Source organism: Chryseobacterium gleum, from assembly GCF_900636535.1.
Taxonomy (GTDB): domain Bacteria; phylum Bacteroidota; class Bacteroidia; order Flavobacteriales; family Weeksellaceae; genus Chryseobacterium; species Chryseobacterium gleum.
The window spans coordinates 4,476,509-4,495,276 of the sequence record NZ_LR134289.1 but is presented as its reverse complement, the minus strand read 5'-3'; the positions used below and the strand labels follow the sequence as shown (position 1 = coordinate 4,495,276).

15 protein-coding genes and 3 tRNA genes are annotated in these 18,768 nt (G+C 36.8%); 4 read left to right on the top strand and 14 right to left on the bottom strand.

Annotated features, from left to right (window positions below; translation table 11 throughout):
- Positions 1-27 precede the first annotated feature (27 nt).
- The 5 genes from porL to EL165_RS20520 all read right to left on the bottom strand — a co-directional run bounded on the left by porL (position 28) and on the right by EL165_RS20520 (position 6,626).
- Positions 28-720 carry a type IX secretion system motor protein PorL/GldL gene (gene porL, locus EL165_RS20540; RefSeq protein WP_002984713.1) on the bottom strand — a complete coding sequence of 231 codons (693 nt, stop codon included), beginning with the start codon at positions 718-720 and terminating at the stop codon, positions 28-30.
- Positions 721-773: 53 nt separating this feature from the next.
- Complete coding sequence (gene porK, locus EL165_RS20535; RefSeq protein WP_002984714.1) at positions 774-2,198, bottom strand: T9SS ring complex lipoprotein PorK/GldK; 1,425 nt, start codon at positions 2,196-2,198, stop codon at positions 774-776.
- Between the two features lie 108 nt (positions 2,199-2,306).
- A complete protein-coding gene (glmS, locus tag EL165_RS20530) occupies positions 2,307-4,160 on the bottom strand; it encodes a glutamine--fructose-6-phosphate transaminase (isomerizing) (RefSeq protein ID WP_002984716.1) in 1,854 nt (617 codons plus the stop codon).
- Positions 4,161-4,199: 39 nt separating this feature from the next.
- The gene (locus tag EL165_RS20525; protein ID WP_002984717.1) at positions 4,200-5,843 is read right to left on the bottom strand and encodes a DUF4270 family protein; all 1,644 of its coding nucleotides are present in this window, start codon (positions 5,841-5,843) and stop codon (positions 4,200-4,202) included.
- Between the two features lie 12 nt (positions 5,844-5,855).
- Positions 5,856-6,626 carry a glycogen/starch synthase gene (locus EL165_RS20520; protein ID WP_041462141.1) on the bottom strand — a complete coding sequence of 257 codons (771 nt, stop codon included), beginning with the start codon at positions 6,624-6,626 and terminating at the stop codon, positions 5,856-5,858.
- Between the two features lie 171 nt (positions 6,627-6,797).
- Between EL165_RS20520 and panC the strand changes: the two genes are divergently transcribed.
- Positions 6,798-7,646 (top strand): pantoate--beta-alanine ligase, encoded by an 849-nt coding sequence (gene panC / locus EL165_RS20515; RefSeq protein WP_002984721.1) that lies wholly within the window; start codon positions 6,798-6,800, stop codon positions 7,644-7,646.
- 173 nt (positions 7,647-7,819) lie between these two features.
- Here panC and EL165_RS20510 read toward each other — a convergent pair.
- From EL165_RS20510 to EL165_RS20500, 3 genes are all read right to left on the bottom strand, one after another.
- A tRNA-Lys gene (locus EL165_RS20510) sits at positions 7,820-7,892 on the bottom strand.
- 55 nt (positions 7,893-7,947) lie between these two features.
- A tRNA-Leu gene (locus tag EL165_RS20505) sits at positions 7,948-8,030 on the bottom strand.
- A gap of 34 nt (positions 8,031-8,064) precedes the next feature.
- A tRNA-Lys gene (locus EL165_RS20500) sits at positions 8,065-8,137 on the bottom strand.
- Positions 8,138-8,253: 116 nt separating this feature from the next.
- Between EL165_RS20500 and EL165_RS20495 the strand changes: the two genes are divergently transcribed.
- Entirely contained in the window at positions 8,254-8,769 is a 516-nt protein-coding gene (locus EL165_RS20495; protein WP_002984723.1) for a shikimate kinase, read from the top strand.
- A gap of 16 nt (positions 8,770-8,785) precedes the next feature.
- On the opposite strand, the gene EL165_RS20490 is transcribed toward EL165_RS20495, so the two are convergent.
- A complete protein-coding gene (locus EL165_RS20490; protein ID WP_002984725.1) occupies positions 8,786-9,223 on the bottom strand; it encodes an RNA-binding S4 domain-containing protein in 438 nt (145 codons plus the stop codon).
- Positions 9,224-9,278: 55 nt separating this feature from the next.
- Here EL165_RS20490 and EL165_RS20485 point away from each other — a divergent pair, with 55 nt between their 5' ends.
- On the top strand, positions 9,279-10,034 hold the full coding sequence (locus EL165_RS20485; protein WP_002984727.1) for a hypothetical protein: 756 nt from the start codon (positions 9,279-9,281) through the stop codon (positions 10,032-10,034).
- Between the two features lie 77 nt (positions 10,035-10,111).
- Here the strand turns inward: EL165_RS20485 and EL165_RS20480 are convergent, their stop codons facing one another.
- The 5 genes from EL165_RS20480 to EL165_RS20460 form a co-directional block, all read right to left on the bottom strand.
- Positions 10,112-11,629, bottom strand: a complete 1,518-nt coding sequence (locus EL165_RS20480; RefSeq protein ID WP_002984729.1) for an FMN-binding glutamate synthase family protein — start codon at positions 11,627-11,629, stop codon at positions 10,112-10,114.
- Between the two features lie 53 nt (positions 11,630-11,682).
- A complete protein-coding gene (mtaB, locus tag EL165_RS20475; RefSeq protein WP_002984730.1) occupies positions 11,683-13,029 on the bottom strand; it encodes a tRNA (N(6)-L-threonylcarbamoyladenosine(37)-C(2))-methylthiotransferase MtaB in 1,347 nt (448 codons plus the stop codon).
- Between the two features lie 66 nt (positions 13,030-13,095).
- Positions 13,096-13,686 (bottom strand): DUF1572 domain-containing protein, encoded by a 591-nt coding sequence (locus tag EL165_RS20470; protein WP_041462142.1) that lies wholly within the window; start codon positions 13,684-13,686, stop codon positions 13,096-13,098.
- A gap of 84 nt (positions 13,687-13,770) precedes the next feature.
- Complete coding sequence (locus EL165_RS20465; RefSeq protein WP_002984733.1) at positions 13,771-15,873, bottom strand: T9SS type B sorting domain-containing protein; 2,103 nt, start codon at positions 15,871-15,873, stop codon at positions 13,771-13,773.
- 198 nt (positions 15,874-16,071) lie between these two features.
- Positions 16,072-16,869: a hypothetical protein gene (locus EL165_RS20460; RefSeq protein WP_002984735.1), complete on the bottom strand. Its 798-nt coding sequence runs from the start codon at positions 16,867-16,869 to the stop codon at positions 16,072-16,074.
- A 204-nt stretch (positions 16,870-17,073) separates the two neighbouring features.
- On the opposite strand from EL165_RS20460, the gene glgP reads away from it, so the two are divergent.
- A complete protein-coding gene (gene glgP, locus EL165_RS20455) occupies positions 17,074-18,738 on the top strand; it encodes an alpha-glucan family phosphorylase (protein ID WP_002984737.1) in 1,665 nt (554 codons plus the stop codon).
- Positions 18,739-18,768 lie beyond the last annotated feature (30 nt).

The following is an 18,768-nucleotide window of genomic DNA, read 5'->3' as shown; positions in this document are numbered from 1 at the left end:
GTAGTTAAATTTAGAAATGGTTAGGAATTAAGACTTCATAGCAGTTAGCATACCACCATAAACTCTATTTAAGTTATTAAGATTAGTTGTTAAACCCTGTAGCTCTTGATTGAATTTCTCAGACTGCTCTGCAGATTTCTGCATATCCGCAACATACTTGTTAGCAAATTCAGATTGTCTCTTACCGCTTTCAAGCTGCATTGCATAAAGAGCATTCATGCTTTCCATGTGCTGGGCAGCTTTGTTTAATTGCTCATTATATTTATGGGTAGAAGCAGATACGTCAACAGTTTGGTTGATTTGATCGACAGAGCTTGAGAATTTATCAATTCCTGTTCTTAATCTTTCAAATAACTGAACGTCTAATCTTGCGTCTTCAAGCATTTTATCCAATTTGCTGGAAAGAGAGTTTTCTAATTCAGCAAACTGAGCACTTGTATTTTTAGTTGTTACATTAGAATGTAAAGGGTTTGGGTTGGCATGCTTATCCAATAATTCAGGATAAACATTTTCCCAGGCATAAGACTCCTCAGTTTTAGGTGGGTCAAATGCGAAAATGATAAAGATAATCGCTTCAGTAATAAGCCCTACTGTAAGAGCCATATTTCCGTTAATTGGTCCCAGTGTAATGTGAGTAATTTTAAGCCAAGCTCCAAGAATTACAATTGCAGCACCGAATGAATAAAAGAAATTCATCCAAGCATCTTTAGTCTTAAACATATTGAGTTAGTTTTTTTAATATTAAATAAAATTGTTATTGAAAAATTGTCTGATTAGTTTCTGTTAATTCTTCTTGGCTTAACAGCTGCTTCAGGAATATCCTGTACAGTTCTGAATCCGATATAGCTTCTTGCGGAATCTTTTCTTTCCCAATCTCTTGCACCAGTCATTAGCGCATAACCTATATCTTTCCAAGATCCACCTCTTACAGATTTCTTCGTATCTAATTTATCTTTAGTAGAAGGATTTAATGTAGAAGTAAATCCAGCTGAAGAGTTGTTGTATGAAGATGATGTCCACTCAGAAACGTTTCCAGCCATATCAAATAACCCAAATCCATTTTTCTTAAATTTCTTAACTGGAGCTGTATATGTATAAGTACCTTTTTTCTCGTCTTCCATGTAGTTACCTCTCTTAGGTTTGAAGTTGGCAAGGTAGCAACCTCTGTCATCCATTAAATATGGACCACCCCAAGGGTAAGTAGCATTTTGCATTCCGCCTTTTGCAGCGTATTCCCATTCAGTTTCTGTCGGAAGACGGAACTCTAATGGTCTTTGTTTTTTTCTTTTTAAACTTTCGTTGTAATCTGTTTTCAATTTAGATCTGAAGTTACAATAAGCCCTTGCCTGATCCCAGGTAACCCCAACAACAGGATAGTCTTTATAAGCCTTGTGCCAGAAATACTGTTCAAACAATGGCTCATTGTAAGCAAAGTGGAAATCTTTTACCCAAACTGTCGTATCAGGATAGATCGCAATACTTTCGCTTTTCAGGTAATTAGCTCCTCTTTCGTTATCAGCAACTGCAGCATCCATATCTCCCCAACGGTAAGTATATTTAAGCTTGCTTACATCTAAAATTCTTTCGTTTCCGATTCTTGAGGAAGTAGGCAGATACATAGATTCTAAAACTTCTGCGTATTCTACATCCGGATATTTTGATGTGCTCCAGTGTAAAGGAATTTTCCAATCTAATCTTTTGCTTGCATCATAGCCTCCGTCTTCCCGGCCACCCTGGCCTTCCATATATTCTTGATAAGGTGTTAAATTTTCTTCTTTTTTAGCAAGGTATGCATAATCTCCTATGCTTGCCCCTTTACGTCCGCCTTCATCACCACCTTCTCCGGCAGCTTCAGCAAGTAAAGTTCTTGCGATAGAGTCTCTTACATAATTGATAAATACTCTGTATTCTGCATTAGTAGTTTCTGCTTCATCCATGAAGAAAGAAGAAACAGTAACTGTCTTCAATGCTGCTTTTTCAGGTGTATTTGTCGGATCCTGGTCTGCTAAACCAGCAACAAACGAACCTGCAGGAATTGCAACCATTCCGTATGGTCTTTCCGCAACAAATGATTTAGTTTTTTCTCTTGGTATCAATTCTCCTTTTGTTCCTGGCTTCCCTACAGAAGAGCTGCCACCACCTGAACAAGATACCGATGCTACCGACGCAGACAATAATAAAAGAAATATCCTTTTCATGTTAATTTTTATAATTAAGCCGTAAATATATAATTTTTTTAAGAAACTTTTAAGATTTTTTTTGAAATAACGGAAGAAATCTAAATTTATTTTATTTACAACAACTTTTTATTCCACGGTAACAGATTTTGCAAGGTTTCTCGGTTGATCTACGTTGGCTCCTCTATAAACTGCAATATAATAAGCAAGCAGTTGCAGAGGTACGGAAGCAACGATTGGAGAGAAACATTCTGAAGTTTCAGGGATTTCGATAACATAATCTGCCATTTCGCTCACCTGACGGTCTCCTTTATTAACTACAGCGATAATTTTTCCTTTTCTCGCTTTAATTTCCTGAACATTACTTACAATTTTATCATAGTGACCTTTTCTTGGTGCTATAATAACTATCGGCATGTTTTCATCGATCAGGGCAATCGGACCGTGCTTCATTTCTGCAGCCGGGTATCCTTCTGCATGGATATAAGAAATTTCTTTTAATTTTAAGGCTCCTTCTAAGGCTGCAGGATAGTTATATCCTCTTCCTAAATAAAGGAAATTGGTAGCTTTCACAAAATCTTTCGCAATATTCTGTGTAAGCTCATGAGTAGTATTTAACACTTCTTCAATTTTCTTAGGCATAGCATCAAGCTCAGCAATTAAGCTCATGAACTCAGCATTTCCTAAATTTCCGTTGTGTTTTCCTAATTTAAATGCAATTAAAGTAAGAATGGTAAGCTGCGCTGTAAATGCTTTTGTAGAAGCAACTCCAATCTCAGGACCGGCGTGTGTATATGACCCGGCATCTGTAATTCTTGCAATGGAAGAATCTACCACATTACATATACCATATATAAATGCTCCTTTTTCTTTTGCCAGTTTTAAAGCAGCCATCGTATCAGCAGTTTCTCCGGACTGGGAAATGGCAATCACGACATCTTTATCTGTAATGATCGGATTTCTGTATCTGAATTCTGATGCATACTCTACTTCCACTGGAATTCTTGCATATTCTTCAATCAGATATTCTCCGATAAGACCTGCATGCCAAGAAGTACCACACGCGATAATAATAATTCTGTTTGCATTTTTGAATCTCTCCACATGATCCCAGATTCCGGCCATTTTGATAATTCCTTCATCAACAAGAAGTCTACCTCTCATTGTGTCGTGTACAGATTTAGGCTGTTCAAAGATCTCTTTAAGCATGAAGTGCTCGTAACCTCCTTTTTCTATCTGCTCAAGACTCAGCTTAAGCTCCTGAATTTCCGGCTCAATTTTAGAGTTTTCATTGATTGTTCTGATATCTACCCCGTTTTCCAGAGAGATTGTTGCCATATGACCTTCTTCAAGATAAATGGCTTCTTTTGTAAATTCTACGAAAGGAGAAGCATCAGATGCAATAAAGTATTCTTTATCCCCGATTCCGATTGCTAAAGGAGAACCTAATCTTCCTACCACCAATACTCCCGGGTAATCTTCGTGAAGTACAGTAATTGCATAAGCTCCGTATACTTCATTCAATGCATATCTTACTGCTGTCGGGAAATCAATATCAGGATTAAGATCCATAAAATACTGGATAAGATTTACCAATACTTCTGTATCTGTTTCTGATTTGAAGGTAAATCCTTTTTCCGTAAGCATTGTTTTAATGGTATCATAGTTTTCGATGATACCATTATGTACAATTGCTATTTTTCCATTGTTGGACAAATGCGGGTGGGAATTTCTGTCACTAGGAACTCCATGGGTTGCCCAACGGGTGTGCCCCATTCCAATTTTAGACTTTCCTTTTAGTTCTTTGGAAATATTTACCAAATCTTCCACTTTACCTTTTGTTTTTTCTACTTCCAGCTTGTTATCTGGACTTTCCAAAACAATTCCGGCACTGTCATACCCTCTATATTCCAATCTTCTAAGACCATTAATTACAATTTCATAAGCGTCTTGAAATCCTGTATATCCTACTATTCCGCACATATTTTATTTTGTCTAGTGTTGTTTGTTGTTTATTGTCTTCTATTTTTTCGTACCATAAGTCACCAGTAACTGGATTCTTTTTGGATTGGTATTCGTTTTATCTACTCCTGTAAGAATAATTCTGTTCATGTCAAATGCTCTTGTCGTATTACGAACTCCTAAAAGGGTTCCTGTAGCATTGGCAGCAAATGATCCGGCAGTAATTACTAATGGTTTATTAACAATTGGTTTTGTATCATTTCCTACTGTTTCTGTTTTTCCTTCAACAAGATCCTTAATTGTTTTGGTTACGACAAAATCATAATAACCAGGATTTTCTTTATAATAATATAATCCAAGTCCGCTTGTCAGGTCTGATGTGAATTTCAGTGCTGATGTGGAATAATCAATAGCCCCATTATTTAATGTATTGGTTAAAAGAGTAAACCTGCGGTCTTCAGTAGAGCCTGTATTTTTCCATGTATCAGGATCCAGGTACACTCTGATCTTAGCACTTACAATACCTGCTTTATTTTTATTATAAACATCCTTAAGCTCTGCAATTGTTTCATCCTTAATTTTTACGATCACAGAAGGACCACCCATTCCCTGAACAAAAAGTCTGGCATCACCATCATTAGGATTACTTGCAGCCAATGCAGATGCAACAGGGGAACCAGATCTGCTGTATTCATACAGTCCCAGATGCGCATTAGCACTTCCTAAGTTAAAATTAAGGGTTGTCTGCGGTCTTGTAGTTGTTCCGTTGTCTGTTTTATCATATTTATAATACATGATAAGCTGCAGATCATTAGGAGAGAACTGGTAGAGATATTTATCAGTTTCATCTATAGAAATTTTTATTCCTTTAAAATATCTGATAAAGTTAGCAGCATCCTGAAGCTCAGGCTTACCTTTTTTATCAAGAATGTGAGTCTGGAAAAAGTCTGTATTACTTAACTTCATTCTGAATCCAAGGTTTCCTGTAAATACGACTGAGTTGTCAGATTTTTTTGTAATGGAAACGGAACTGATTTTACCATCAAATACTCCTGAACCTAACAGTTCACCAGTACTTATTGATGCGTTGGAACGTTTTAAGGCATCATTATTTGCATCTAAGAACGTAGTCACTTCATGTACATTGATTTTCATTGTTTTTGAAGCCACTTTACCATATTTACGAACCGGATAAGTTTTCTTTTCAATGGAAACCGCTGTAGCTACACCATCTACCGGGAAATCACTTTTATCGAATGTATTTGTTTTCAATGAATCACTTTCAAAGAAATAAGTATTCGCAGTTGTATTTGCTGGTGGTCTTACTACAAGCACCACGGAATCTACTTTTGGATTGGCTCCGTTAAAGTCATAATTATCTACCGGCATTCTCAGCTGAGTAACATAAGAAGCTCTCTGCATCCCGAACTGGTTTTCAGTAAAAGCTCCAAGAACACCAACATAAGTAGCAGCACCTGATTCGTTCAATCCACTGATCAGCCTTGACGCATCACTTTTGATGGAATCTTTATTATCATAATTGTATGCTATAACAGGATATGAAATTTCATTGCCTTGTACTGCATCACCATTAAACAGCTGCTCACCAAGAGAATCCGGATCAGGTTCACAGTTATAAAGGAATGTACTTCCGAAAAACGCCATCAAAAGTATGGCGAATGTCCTTTTAAGATTATGAGTCATTAAAATGTGTTTTTAATAAAGTTGATTTATAGAATCTATGTCAAGATATTCCGACTTTTGGGTTGTTGCTTCGTTGAAGGCCTTATCCAGGTCTTCATCCAGAAACTCGTCACCCTTCACAACGGCGTCCACATAGTTCATACTTTCAATAACAAAACTTTTAATCGTTGGGTTATCTAACGCTTTTAATCCTGAAATATTATCAAATTGCAGTTTTTCACTGATCTTTTTATCCAGATCAGCATCTTTCTCATTGTAAAGAGAAAGTACAATTTTAGCGTCTTTGAAATAAGTATCTGATTCGTAGTAAGTTTTAAGATAAATTGGAACAAAAGAGGACATCCATCCATTTAAATGGATCACATCCGGCACCCAGTTTAGCTTCTTAATGGTTTCAATAACTCCTCTGGCAAAGAAAATAGCTCTTTCGTCATTGTCATCGAAAGGATTTCCTTCATCGTCGAAATAATATTGTTTTCTTTTGAAGTATTCTTCATTGTCAATAAAGTAAACCTGAAGTCTTTCCCCCGGAAGAGACGCTACTTTAATGATCAGAGGCTGGTCCAGGTCATTGATAATAATGTTCATTCCTGAAAGGCGGATTACCTCATGAAGCTGGAACTTTCTCTCACTTATTTGTCCAAATCTTGGCATAAAAACTCTTACATCATTGCCTTCTTGGTGCATCTTAAGTGCCATTTTGTTTACCACTGCAGCCATATTTGTATCTTCCTGATATGGATACATCTCTGTAGTAATGTACAGTATTTTTTGATTCGGCATAAACTTTCTATCTAATTTTTGTAAAAATGCTTTAATGTGCAAAATTACAAAAAAACATCCAACATTATTTTAATTAACATTTTTTTACGATAATTCCCTTTTTCAAATTAATAAAAGCACATATTATTATGCGATATTTTTACTATTTTTGAAATAGTATTAAAATAAACTATGGAAGTTATAAAAAACAGGAAAGTTCTTCAGGATTTCATTGAGAGACAGAAAGAAATGGGAAAGAGAATCGGCTTTGCCCCTACTATGGGAGCCTTACACAAAGGGCATCTTTCTCTGTATGAAGAGGCAAAAAAAGAAAATGACCTTGTTATTTCTTCAATTTTTGTAAATCCAACCCAGTTCAATAATCCTGAAGATCTGGAAAAGTATCCTAGAGATATTAACCGAGATATACTCATTCTTCAGAATTCTGGCCTTGTAGATGCTGTTTATATCCCAGAGGTAGCAGATATTTATCCTGAAAAGGCAGAAAGTAAGCACTATGATTTTGATGGATTGGAAAGTGAGATGGAAGGAAAATCAAGACCCGGACATTTTGACGGGGTGGGAACTGTTGTAGAAGAGCTTTTCAGACAGGTACAGCCAGACAATGCTTATTTTGGTGAAAAGGATTTCCAGCAGCTCGCCATCATAAAAAAAATGGTAGAGAAGAAACACCTTCCTGTTAAAATAACCGGAGTTCCTATTTACAGAGCAGAAAACGGATTGGCACTAAGCTCCAGAAACCAAAGACTTCATGAAGACCGCAAAGAAGCTTCAAAAGTGATCTATGAGACTTTAAAAAAAGTAAACGATTGGTTCAGGACGGTTTCTATTCCGGAAATCAAAGAAAGAGTAACTGACATTTTTGATGACCAGCCGGGAATGAAACTGGAATATTTCCTGATTGCCGATGAAAACACATTACAGGAAACTGATTTTTTCTATAAAGACAGAAATTTCAGAGCCTTTATTGTAGTAGTGGTAGATGGAGTACGATTAATTGACAATATGCATCTGGACTAATCATTCAGAATTTAAATAATATATCCCTGACTTTTAGTTGGGGATTTTTTATTGAAAAAAAGAAAGATAACAAACCTGATTCATACAAAAATCAAAGGCCTCCTGAAGGAAGCCTTTGAAACACCAAATCACAAAATATTAATATGAAAAAAATTTACTTTTCAGTAAACTTGTGACCCGGCTGGGATTCGAACCCAGGACCCATACATTAAAAGTGTATTGCTCTACCAGCTGAGCTACCGAGTCGGCCACAATTAAAATGAAATAAATTTCAATATTAATTATAAATTTTTCTTTGCAGTGCCTGCGACTGGACTCGAACCAGCACATCCTTAGGAAACCACCCCCTCAAGATGGCGTGTCTACCAATTTCACCACGCAGGCAATAAAATCACAAAACAGTAATCTTTATTGCTAGTGACCCGGCTGGGATTCGAACCCAGGACCCATACATTAAAAGTGTATTGCTCTACCAGCTGAGCTACCGAGTCGGCCACTTATTATAACAAGTTTTCATTTAAGTAATGTCCCTTGTTTTAAGTGGTGCAAAGATATGACTTTTTTCTTTATCTCAAAACTTTTTCGCAAATTTGTTTAAAAAAAATTCATGGTAATTTCATTGATCGGATACATGGGAAGTGGCAAATCACACATTTCCAAAATATTAAGCGAAAAAATCGGTTTTAAACTGATTGATCTCGATAAAGAGATTTCCAGACGAAATAAATTAACCATCCCTGAGATTTTTGAAAAAAAGGGAGAGATTTACTTTAGAAAGCTGGAAAGGGAGGCATTGGAAGAGATATTGGCTTCTGAAGAAAATGTGGTTTTAAGCCTTGGCGGAGGAACTCCTGTGTACTATAATAATATGGAGATCATCAACCATAATTCCAAGAGTGTCTTTTTAAGAACAGGAGTAGGAACATTAGTGGAAAGGCTTTCAAAACAGAAAGAGAAAAGACCACTCATTGCCAACATATCAGATGAAGACCTGCCGGAATTCATTGCCAAACATTTATTTGAAAGAAATCAGTTTTACAGCAAAGCACAATTTACTGTAGGAACAGATTCCAGGGAACCAGAAGACATTGTTAACGAAATAATAGAAAAGCTCTATCTCTAGAGCTTTTACTTTTATATTAATCTTCGTTCTCCTCTTCACTGTCTGTCTCTCCAAAAAAATCATCCCAGTCTGTGAAATCTGAGTCGATATCGTTTCCTACATATTCATCCATTTCTCTTCTGTCTTTTTTGGTAGGTCTTCCCTCCCCTTTATTTCTGTAATAATCCTGTGACATCTTGCGAAGTTTCAGCAATTCGTATTGTTCTTTATCGGTCACATCCTGTATGTGAAGGGGTACCAGCTTGGCTCCTATCCTGCTCTTTGGAATTTGAATTACCTTTATTTTATAATCAATCTGATTCTTACGGATTTTAATTGTATCCCCTTCCTTTACCTCTTTAGATGACTTTACGGCAGACGTTCCTATAGAAACTCTGTTCTTTTTAATCTCCTCTGCTGCAATACTTCTCGTCTTATAAAAACGAATGCTCCATAAAAATTTATCTATTCTCATATTTTTTTATACTTTTGCCGTTATATTATTTGTAAAGTAATTAAAGTTTTTTGAAATGAAAAAAATATTTTTATATATCCTTGCAGGATCTTTGTGTTTTTCTGCTTGTAAGAAAGATGATTCGATTGATACCTATGTAGAGCCGGAAGATGTTGCTACACAAAACACATACGATGATCAGGCTATTAAGAAATTCATGGATGAGAATTATCTGGATGCGCAAGGTAATATAAAAGCTTTCAGTTCTACAGATACTGCGGATGACACTGAAAAGAAGCTGTCTGAACTGAGTCCTGTAACACTACCTTCAGGAACAATCTATATTGTCAGAAGCGGAGCTCAGCCAACGCCAGCTGATTCTGCAAAAACCATTAAGGATGATGATATTATCAAAATCATGGGAAGAGCATATTCTTACCTTGCAGTTAATTCTGACGGAAACACTTCATTTACTTCAAAAACTGCATTTTTAAATACCATTGATGGAACAGGCGTTCCAGTTATTGATCCTACGTATTATTATGTAAAGCAATCAATACTGGAAGCTGGTACAACTGATGCGGCAAAACAGCCTGGTTATTATCAAATATCAGGTTTCAGAGAAGCTTTACAGAAATTTAAAGCATTCAATGATCTTTTGAATGAAACTCCTTATAACCTACAGGGAGTCATTATTGTTCCTTCCAGAGCTGCTTTTGCAAGAAACCCTCATTATCCGTATTTAAACATGTCTTACAGAAACAGGTCTTTTGTATTCAACTTTCAGATTTATGGAAGAGCTGACAGACCTGATGGAGAAAAACAAAAGTAACAATAGAATAATACAAAATAAAAATAGCCCCTAAAATGATCATTTTGGGGGCTATTTTTATTTTGTATCAAAGTGAATTACGATCTTGCCTTCTGTTTTACATTTCCTAAAATATCCGGGAAATAAAGGTCTGCAAGATGGTCAAACTCATCTCCTCTCATAAACATGGTAGCATCTACTTCTTCATAAGAACTTCTTCCCGCAGCAGCAATAAGTTCGTTGCAGGTGTGAAGGGTATTTTTATGGAAGTGATATACTCTTTCTGCCTTATCCGTCACATCAAGTCCTTTAATAAGCATTTTATCCTGTGTTGCAACTCCTGTAGGACAGTTGTTTGAGTTACACCTCAACGCCTGTATACATCCTAAAGAGAACATAAATCCTCTGGCATTATTACACATATCTGCTCCCATTGCAATGGCTCTCAGAATATCAAGACTGGTAAGAACTTTACCGCTGGCAATTACTCTTAATTTACTTCTTACATTATAGTTGTTAAGTGTCCTGTTTACAAATATTAAAGCCGGCTCTAACGGCATTCCTACTCCGTCAGAAAATTCCGGTGGTGCTGCACCTGTTCCTCCTTCCGCTCCATCTATGGTGATAAAGTCCGGATAAATTTTAAGAACATTCATCTGTACACAGATATCTTCAAATTCTTTGGTATCACCGATACAAAGTTTAAAACCGACCGGCTTCCCTCCTGAAAGATCTCTCAGCTGCTGTACAAACCTCAACAGTCCTGTAGCATCAGAGAAAGCGGTATGTGACGGTGGAGAAATAACGGTCATTCCCGGTGTTACGTGACGAATTGCTGCAATTTCCGGAGTATTTTTCACTCCCGGAAGCACTCCTCCATGGCCTGGTTTTGCTCCTTGTGATAATTTGATCTCAATCATTTTCACATTAGGAAGGGTTGAATATTTGGTAAACAACTCAGGGTTGAATTTTCCTTCATCATCACGGCAACCAAAATACCCAGTTCCTATCTGCCAGCACAAATCTCCTCCCTCCAGATGATAAGGCGAGATTCCTCCTTCTCCTGTATTATGATAAAAGTTCCCTTTTTTAGCACCTCTGTTCAATGAAATCTGCGCTCTGTCACTCAATGCCCCGAAACTCATTGCTGAGATATTGAATAAGGAAGCGTGGTAAGGTTGTGTACACTGCTCACCGCCAACCCATACTCTGGGAAGTTCTTCTGATGGTGACTTTGCATAAATAGAATGCTTGATTCCTTCGTATTTTCTGTGGTTCACTTCCAGCTGTGTCCCGAAAGCTACCGTATCACTTAAATTTTTTGCACGTCTGTATACTGCAGAACGCTGGTTTCTTGGAAACGGTTTCCCGTCTGTTTCCCTTTCAATAAAGTATTGCTGCATTTCAGGTGAAATACTTTCGAAAAAATACCTGAAATATCCCAATACAGGAAAGTTCCTTAAAATAGCATGTTTCGATTGGTAAGCATTGTAAACACCCAATGCATAAATTGCGGATAACAGCGTCGGTATCCAGTAATGCGCTCTGATCAGTATTGCTATAATCCATGTAGCAACTACTAATACAATTCCCCAAGATAAAAACTTATCTCTCATGAATGTAGTATTTAAAGTTTAAAAATAAATTTAGTAGAATTTTTGCAAAGAGCCTATGCTTTTGCTAAAAAATTTTCGTAGGAAGATTGCACAGAAACCGTGCCATCTGACAGGATTTTTTCTAAATTCAGAAATTCAATTTGGTTTACGGATGCAGGATCAAAGTCTTTCTGGACTCTCACATAGTTTTCTGTGAAGCCAAACATTTTTCCGTCTTTATTTTCATGCTCCCAAAGAACAGGAAGCGTTTTTCCAAGTTGTGTCTGATAAAATGCCATCTTCTTCTTTTCAGAAAGTATTCTCAGCATTTTATTACGTTTTTTTCTTTCCGTTACTGGAACTACTTCGTCCATTGATGCAGCTTCCGTATTTTCTCTTTCAGAATAGGTAAATACGTGAAGATAGGTAATAGGAAGCTCATTCAGGAAATTATAGGTTTCCATAAATCTTTCCTCTGTTTCTCCCGGGAATCCTACAATAACATCTACACCGATAGCCGCATCAGGCATCACCTCGCGGATCTTGTTCACTCTGTCGTTGTAAAGTTTGGTCAGGTAACGACGTTTCATCTTTTTCAAAAGATCATCGCTTCCGGATTGTAACGGGATATGAAAATGCGGAACAAAGCTTCTGCTTTTAGAAACCAGTTCAATACTTTCATCTTTTAAAAGGTTAGGTTCAATAGAAGATATACGGATTCTTTCTATCCCTTCTACTTTATCCAGCTCTGAAATAAGATCAAGAAAAGTGTGCTCGTGTCTTTTATTTCCGAACTCCCCTTTACCGTAGTCACCGATATTCACACCTGTAAGAACAATTTCTTTGATGTCTTTTGCAGCGATTTCCGTGGCATTTCGGAGAACATTTTCGATGGTATCAGAACGTGAAATTCCTCTTGCTAACGGAATGGTACAGTAAGTACATTTGTAATCACAGCCATCCTGTACTTTCAGGAAAGCTCTGGTCCTGTCACCAATAGAATAACTTCCGATAAAGAAGTCGGTTTCTTCAATTTCACATGAATGAACTATTCCTTCGTTTTCAGATTTCTCCAAATCATCAAGGTAGCTTAGAATATTGAATTTTTCTTTAGCTCCCAAAACAAGATCAACGCCTTCAATCTGTGAAATTTCTTCAGGTTTCAGCTGTGCATAACAACCCACGATAACCACCAGACCTTCCGGATTGGCTTTCATTGCTCTTTTTACGTGAAGTTTACATTCGCGGTCAGCATTTTCTGTCACAGAACATGTATTGATAACATACACATTCGCTTTTTCATCAAAACTTACCTTCTCATAACCTGCATCTGTTAATTGACGGGCAATAGTAGATGTTTCTGCAAAGTTTAGTTTGCAGCCAAGTGTATGAAACGCGGCAGTTCTGTGAAAAGTAGACATTTGTTACTCCTGAATTTTATGGGTGCAAAGATAGTAATTTTAATAAGAATGCAAGATTGATTCAATCTATTGTTTATATTCGTCCCTCACTTCAGGACTGTTTTGAAAGCAGACAGGTGATGAATTGTTTTGCTGATCTGTGCTTGAAAATCTGGTTTTCATTTCTGTATTAAACTGTTGGGAACGGTTTCTGGCAATAGAAAGTGTATTCCAGTCTTCATTTTTTATCATTTTGGCGATATAAACAATCTGTCCGATATGATATGGATAATGAGCCAGCTGACGAAAAACTGCGTCCATCACAGAATGCCCTTCGCCTCTGATATATATTGTTGAATAAAGATTCTCATCATTTATTTTGTTAAGAGCATTAAAAAAACAGGCCCACCCTTTTTCCCAATATTCAAGGACTTCTTCTTTAGTTGTAAAAGAGTTGACAAACTCATCATCACGGTTACGATAAGACTTTTCCCCGTCTTCAGTAAGGAAATTGGTCCATCTTGAAAGCATATTTCCGGCAATATGTTTCACTATTACAGCAATAGAATTACTTTCTTCATTATACTGCCAGAACATCTGCTCGTCTGTGAGCTGATCAAAGGTTTTATCCCCAAGTGATTTATAGTATTCAAAACGTTTTATGAACAGGTCTTTCATGCTTTCTATTTTGCTACCTAATTTAAAAACTTTTAAAAATAAAACCACTTCAATATGAAGTGGTTTTTTCTATCTGTTTTATTATTATTCTCTGTTTTTCACTAGAACCCAGCCTGTATATTTAATGGCTGTATTCTTTTTATCATTTTCATTCCATGTGATAGAATACCAGTAAGTTCCTGTAGGTACTCTTCTTCCTCCCTGGGTACCATCCCATTTATAGCCATTTGATCTGTCTGCCTGGAAGATCTTATTTCCATAGCGGTCAAAAACATTCATGATCAGGTTTTGTTTGTTGGCCAGTGCAGAATAATCGATCACATCATTTATTCCGTCTGCATTAGGGGTGATGACGTTGATCAGATTAGGTACAACAATTCCGATTTCTATCGGATCACAGTCATAAGCATCTTTTACATACACTTTATGATCCCCTCTTGAAAGGTTATTGAAAACATTGGAATCCTGCCAGATGATATTATCTATTGAATATTTATAAGCCGGAGTTCCTCCAATTACAGATACTGTGATGGTATTATTCGAAATATCAATACCGGAAACAACCGGCTGTTCTGAAGGGAGCACTTTTACAGTCTGTGTCGTGATACATTCTCCTGTTTTAAGTTTCACCCAGTATACTCCTATCCCTGCTTTGATGGTTTGAGTCGTAGCTCCTGTACTCCATTCATAGCTTTTGAATCCAGGTCCTGCATCCAGAGTTGTCTGGTCCTCGGCACAAATCGTGACATCTTTAAGTTTATCAGAATATACTGGCGGAATAACGACTAAAGTAATTCTGGCAATTGTGTAACATCCCTGGGCATTCGAAACCCTTACATATACAAATCCATTAGGTGCAATATAATTATTGGCATTCAGTATCTCATTAGTTTGATTAAGAGCATCAGTCAATGAAGGATAATATTTTTTTGTCGGATTGGTCTGCCCGGTTACTGAAGCATTGACAAGGTTGAAAGAGGCTGTGGATGGGCTGGATTCGATGAAGCATGATCTTAAGGTTGCTTCATTCACTACCACCACCGGATAAAACTTCAGGGTAATCTGTGCTACAGCGGTACAACCGAATTCGGATATTACCTTCACGTAGATAACGCCTTCTGCAGAAACAAATGCCATTGGATTGGTAATTTCATTAGTGCCGGCATTGAGATCCGCCATCGTGTGATAATATTTTTTGGTGACATTCGGGTTTGCGATAACGTCTGCTGTAGTCAGGTCAAATAAAGCTGTTCCTGCATTATTATTGTTACACTCGGTCAATGTTACATTTTTAACTGTGATAGCACCATTCTTGAATTTAAATGCTCCTACCTGCTTACATTTATTAAGCGGATTAGATGCATTTGTAGGATCGGTATAACTGATACTGTAATAATAAACAGTGGTCGTATTGACAGTGATTGGGGTTGTAATCGGGTTATTCCCTGTTAAGGCATCATTCTGACTTACATGATAACTTACCCCAAAGTTTTGATTCCCGTTAAGAATTCCTGTGGATAATGTAGAAAAATCAAATAAAGCTGTAGGAGAACATATTACCACTTCTCTCGGATCAGCAGGATTGGCTGCCGGAATTCCGGGAGGATTAAATGGCTGAGTCTGGATACTTGGATCCGTGAACGGTGAAGCCAGTGTTGCAGTTCCGCCCCATGTCAGAGAAAACGGAGCCGTAGTAGAACTGGTGCTGCTTACCCAGTTATCAATAAATAAATAATAAGTCTGTCCCGGCAAAACATCAAGATACTTGCAATAAGGGGTTAGCGAACCTCCTGCAGCACTTAAAAGTGTGCTTGTCATGTTCAACCCAGTAGCAGGACCAGGCCCGATAACCGTTGCAGCATTACAACGTATTGGCGAACCTAAACTTCCACACGTTACATTAGGACCAAAAATTGCCCAGTCATAATCGGCATCCGGATTGTTCGGAACGAGGTCGAAAGTGAGTGTTCCTCCTGTAGCAATGGTGATTTTATACCATATTGAGTTGTGCTCTCCGGTAAAGTCTATACAGCTTCCCGAGTTGACCAGTTCTTTTATATTACCATATCCTGTTGGACTGTAAGTGATATTTGAGTTTCCGCAAACGGATAGTGCAGTGGCACAATCAGCTTGGGCATAGAAAGTATGAGAGAGGTATAGAAGTATGAAAAGTAAAATTTTTCTCATAGATTATATGTTTATGGTTATATTAGTTATACATCACATTGATAGTCAATGAACACCAAATATACCTATATTTTAATTAAAAACAATAAAACCATAACAATTTTAAACTATTACAAATTAAAAAACGAAATAATTTAATATTATTTATATTATTTTCAATTAAAACACAAAATATCTAAACATATAAAAACACTCAATTTACTTGATACTTGTAATATTTCCGCAAAGATTCTCAAGGTGGAATATTTTATGGAAAGGGCTTTTCACTTCCTTCAGATGTTCCTTATCCTGAATGAAAGTATATCGTGAAGCAATGGAATTCATATCTGAAACAATAACCAGCCAGCATTCATCCACAGAGGTATCATAATATGGAAATTTTTCGTTCTTTTTTTCAATGAGTTCCAGAATCTTTTCCGAACAAAGTTCATCAAACAGGTTCATGCTGTATTCATGAGTGATAAAAACATTCCTGCGATGAAAAGATTTTCTCAGACTTTTTACACAGCCAACCGGTTTATTTTTTTTAATGCTTTTGTAAATACTGATAATGTTTTCCTGCTGTACTTCCAGGTTATCAAATTTAGTTGCAGGATGGAATTCTAAAAAATAAACACCACGATATTTCGTAGTGTCTTCCTGTTCTAATAATATTTCTGCCTGGCGGAACATTTTATTTAAAGTGCTCTCCACTTTCTTCATTTCCAGATGGTTGATCACTTCAGTAAGTTCTATTCCGATTTTTTTGTCGTTTAATTTTGCGATAAAGTCCGGGCTCTCGCAGGTAAGGTTTTCAAATTTCACTTCGGGGAAGTGGTGCATAAAAGAATTGAGAAGAAGGATCTCAGATTTCTTTCTGTATTTTTCACGGTCATGCAGCGGAGATTCGTCTATGGTACGATGATACTTCTCTATAGGCTTTTTTTTCAAATGCCTGTTCAGGTAATATAAACTCAGATTCTTGATCAGATCTTCATCAGAGAATGTCTTTTTCATGTGTGATTTTTTTATTTAATTAAAGAACACATGCAGCCAATGGCTTTCATCATTAAAAGTTTTTGATAATCAAAAATTTACATTCTTAAAGGTAAGTAAAAAAACAATTCAATGCGTAGTTTTTAAATTAATTTATCTATTAATTAATGTAAAGTTTATTTTCATTATTTATACCTTTGCTTTTTTAAACACAAACCTACATTTATGGATTTTAGGAATTTCAGAATACCCTACAATATCAATCCTCAATATTCCAAAAAAACTGTTTATTTCTCAATGGAGTTTGCTCTTGAGCAGGTACTGAAGATATATTCGGGAGGACTTGGCTTTCTGGCAGGATCTCATATGAGAAGTGCTTACAACCTTAAGCAGGATCTTATCGGAATCGGTATCTTATGGAAGTTCGGTTATTATGACCAGGCAAGAAATCACGATCAGACCTTACAGCCCGTGTGGACAAGAAAGATGTACAGCTTCCTTGAAGACACCGGAATCAAGTTCCAGATTGAAATCCACAGTGCTCCGGTTTGGGTAAAGGTATGGTATCTTGACCCTGAAATTTTCAATACGGCACCTATGTTTTTCCTTTCTACAGACGTTCCGGAAAATGATCATGTTTCCAAAACAATCTGTCACAAATTATATGATGCCAATGAATCCACAAAGCTTGCCCAATATATTTTATTAGGAAAAGGAGGTGCCAAGTTACTGGATGAAATGAATATAGAAAGAGAGGTTTATCACCTTAATGAAGCTCACGGACTGCCAGCAGCTTTCTATCTTTTAAGAAAATATAACGGAGATCTTAATAAGGTTAAAGAAAAACTCGTTTTCACCACCCATACTCCGGAAGAAGCAGGTAACGAAAAGCATAGCTTCAGGTTATGTTATGACATGTCCTATTTTTCAGGATACAGCATGGAAGAAGTAAAAAAGATTGAAGGGTCTGATGATGATCGTTTCAACCATTCTCTCTGTGCATTAAGAATGGCAAGAATGGCCAATGGGGTTTCCCAGTTGCATGGTGTAGTTTCCCGAGCTATGTGGAGCAAGTATCCGGGTATTTGTGAAATAACTTCTATTACCAATGCACAGGAATTTAAATATTGGGCAGATAAGCCTTTATATAACGCAAAGGATGAAAATGATGCCACTGTTTTCGACTTCCGCAAAAAATATTTAAAGAAAAAACTTTTCAGCATTGTCGCAGATCAGACAGGGAATTTATTCAATCCTAATGTCTTTACCATTGTATGGGCCAGAAGATTTGCAGGTTACAAGCGTGCAGAACTTCTTTTACATGATAAAGAAAGATTCTACAAACTTCTGAATAACCCAAAATATCCGGTACAGATCATCTGGGCAGGAAAGCCTTATCCAATGGATTATTCTGCTATTTCTACTTTCAATACGCTGGTTGAAGAAAGTAAAAATCATAAAAACATGGCTGTCCTTACGGGCTATGAACTTTCTTTAAGCAAATCTCTGAAACAAGGTTCTGATGTGTGGCTTAATAATCCAAGAGTTCCAAGGGAAGCTTCAGGAACTTCAGGGATGACGGCTGCAATGAACGGTTCCGTTAATTTATCCACAGATGACGGCTGGATCCCGGAATTTGCAAAACATGGAGAAAACTCTTTTGTAGTTCCCAAAGCAGATTATCTGAATATGAGTATTTATGAACAGGACAATTACGATTTAAACAAATTATATGAAATCCTTGAAAACGAAATACTTCCAACCTATTATGACAGACCTGACGAATGGAGAAAAATCCAGCATAATGCAATGAATGATGTGAAAGATCATTTCAACAGCGACAGGATGGCAGATGAATATTACAAAATACTTTATAATACAACGAACTAGTGATATAGCAAAAAGGCAAATAGCTTAAGA

What these genes read in the sequence shown, in the direction of transcription:
- EL165_RS20495 (WP_002984723.1), top strand. Translation starts at nt 8,254, where the DNA reads ATGGTAATTTCATTGATCGGATACATGGGAAGTGGCAAATCACACATT.
- panC (WP_002984721.1), top strand. Translation starts at nt 6,798, where the DNA reads ATGGAAGTTATAAAAAACAGGAAAGTTCTTCAGGATTTCATTGAGAGA.
- EL165_RS20485 (WP_002984727.1), top strand. Translation starts at nt 9,279, where the DNA reads ATGAAAAAAATATTTTTATATATCCTTGCAGGATCTTTGTGTTTTTCT.
- glmS (WP_002984716.1), bottom strand. Translation starts at nt 4,160, where the DNA reads ATGTGCGGAATAGTAGGATATACAGGATTTCAAGACGCTTATGAAATT.
- EL165_RS20525 (WP_002984717.1), bottom strand. Translation starts at nt 5,843, where the DNA reads ATGACTCATAATCTTAAAAGGACATTCGCCATACTTTTGATGGCGTTT.
- porL (WP_002984713.1), bottom strand. Translation starts at nt 720, where the DNA reads ATGTTTAAGACTAAAGATGCTTGGATGAATTTCTTTTATTCATTCGGT.
- porK (WP_002984714.1), bottom strand. Translation starts at nt 2,198, where the DNA reads ATGAAAAGGATATTTCTTTTATTATTGTCTGCGTCGGTAGCATCGGTA.
- EL165_RS20480 (WP_002984729.1), bottom strand. Translation starts at nt 11,629, where the DNA reads ATGAGAGATAAGTTTTTATCTTGGGGAATTGTATTAGTAGTTGCTACA.
- EL165_RS20490 (WP_002984725.1), bottom strand. Translation starts at nt 9,223, where the DNA reads ATGAGAATAGATAAATTTTTATGGAGCATTCGTTTTTATAAGACGAGA.
- glgP (WP_002984737.1), top strand. Translation starts at nt 17,074, where the DNA reads ATGGATTTTAGGAATTTCAGAATACCCTACAATATCAATCCTCAATAT.
- EL165_RS20520 (WP_041462141.1), bottom strand. Translation starts at nt 6,626, where the DNA reads ATGCCGAATCAAAAAATACTGTACATTACTACAGAGATGTATCCATAT.
- EL165_RS20465 (WP_002984733.1), bottom strand. Translation starts at nt 15,873, where the DNA reads ATGAGAAAAATTTTACTTTTCATACTTCTATACCTCTCTCATACTTTC.
- EL165_RS20470 (WP_041462142.1), bottom strand. Translation starts at nt 13,686, where the DNA reads ATGAAAGACCTGTTCATAAAACGTTTTGAATACTATAAATCACTTGGG.
- mtaB (WP_002984730.1), bottom strand. Translation starts at nt 13,029, where the DNA reads ATGTCTACTTTTCACAGAACTGCCGCGTTTCATACACTTGGCTGCAAA.
- EL165_RS20460 (WP_002984735.1), bottom strand. Translation starts at nt 16,869, where the DNA reads ATGAAAAAGACATTCTCTGATGAAGATCTGATCAAGAATCTGAGTTTA.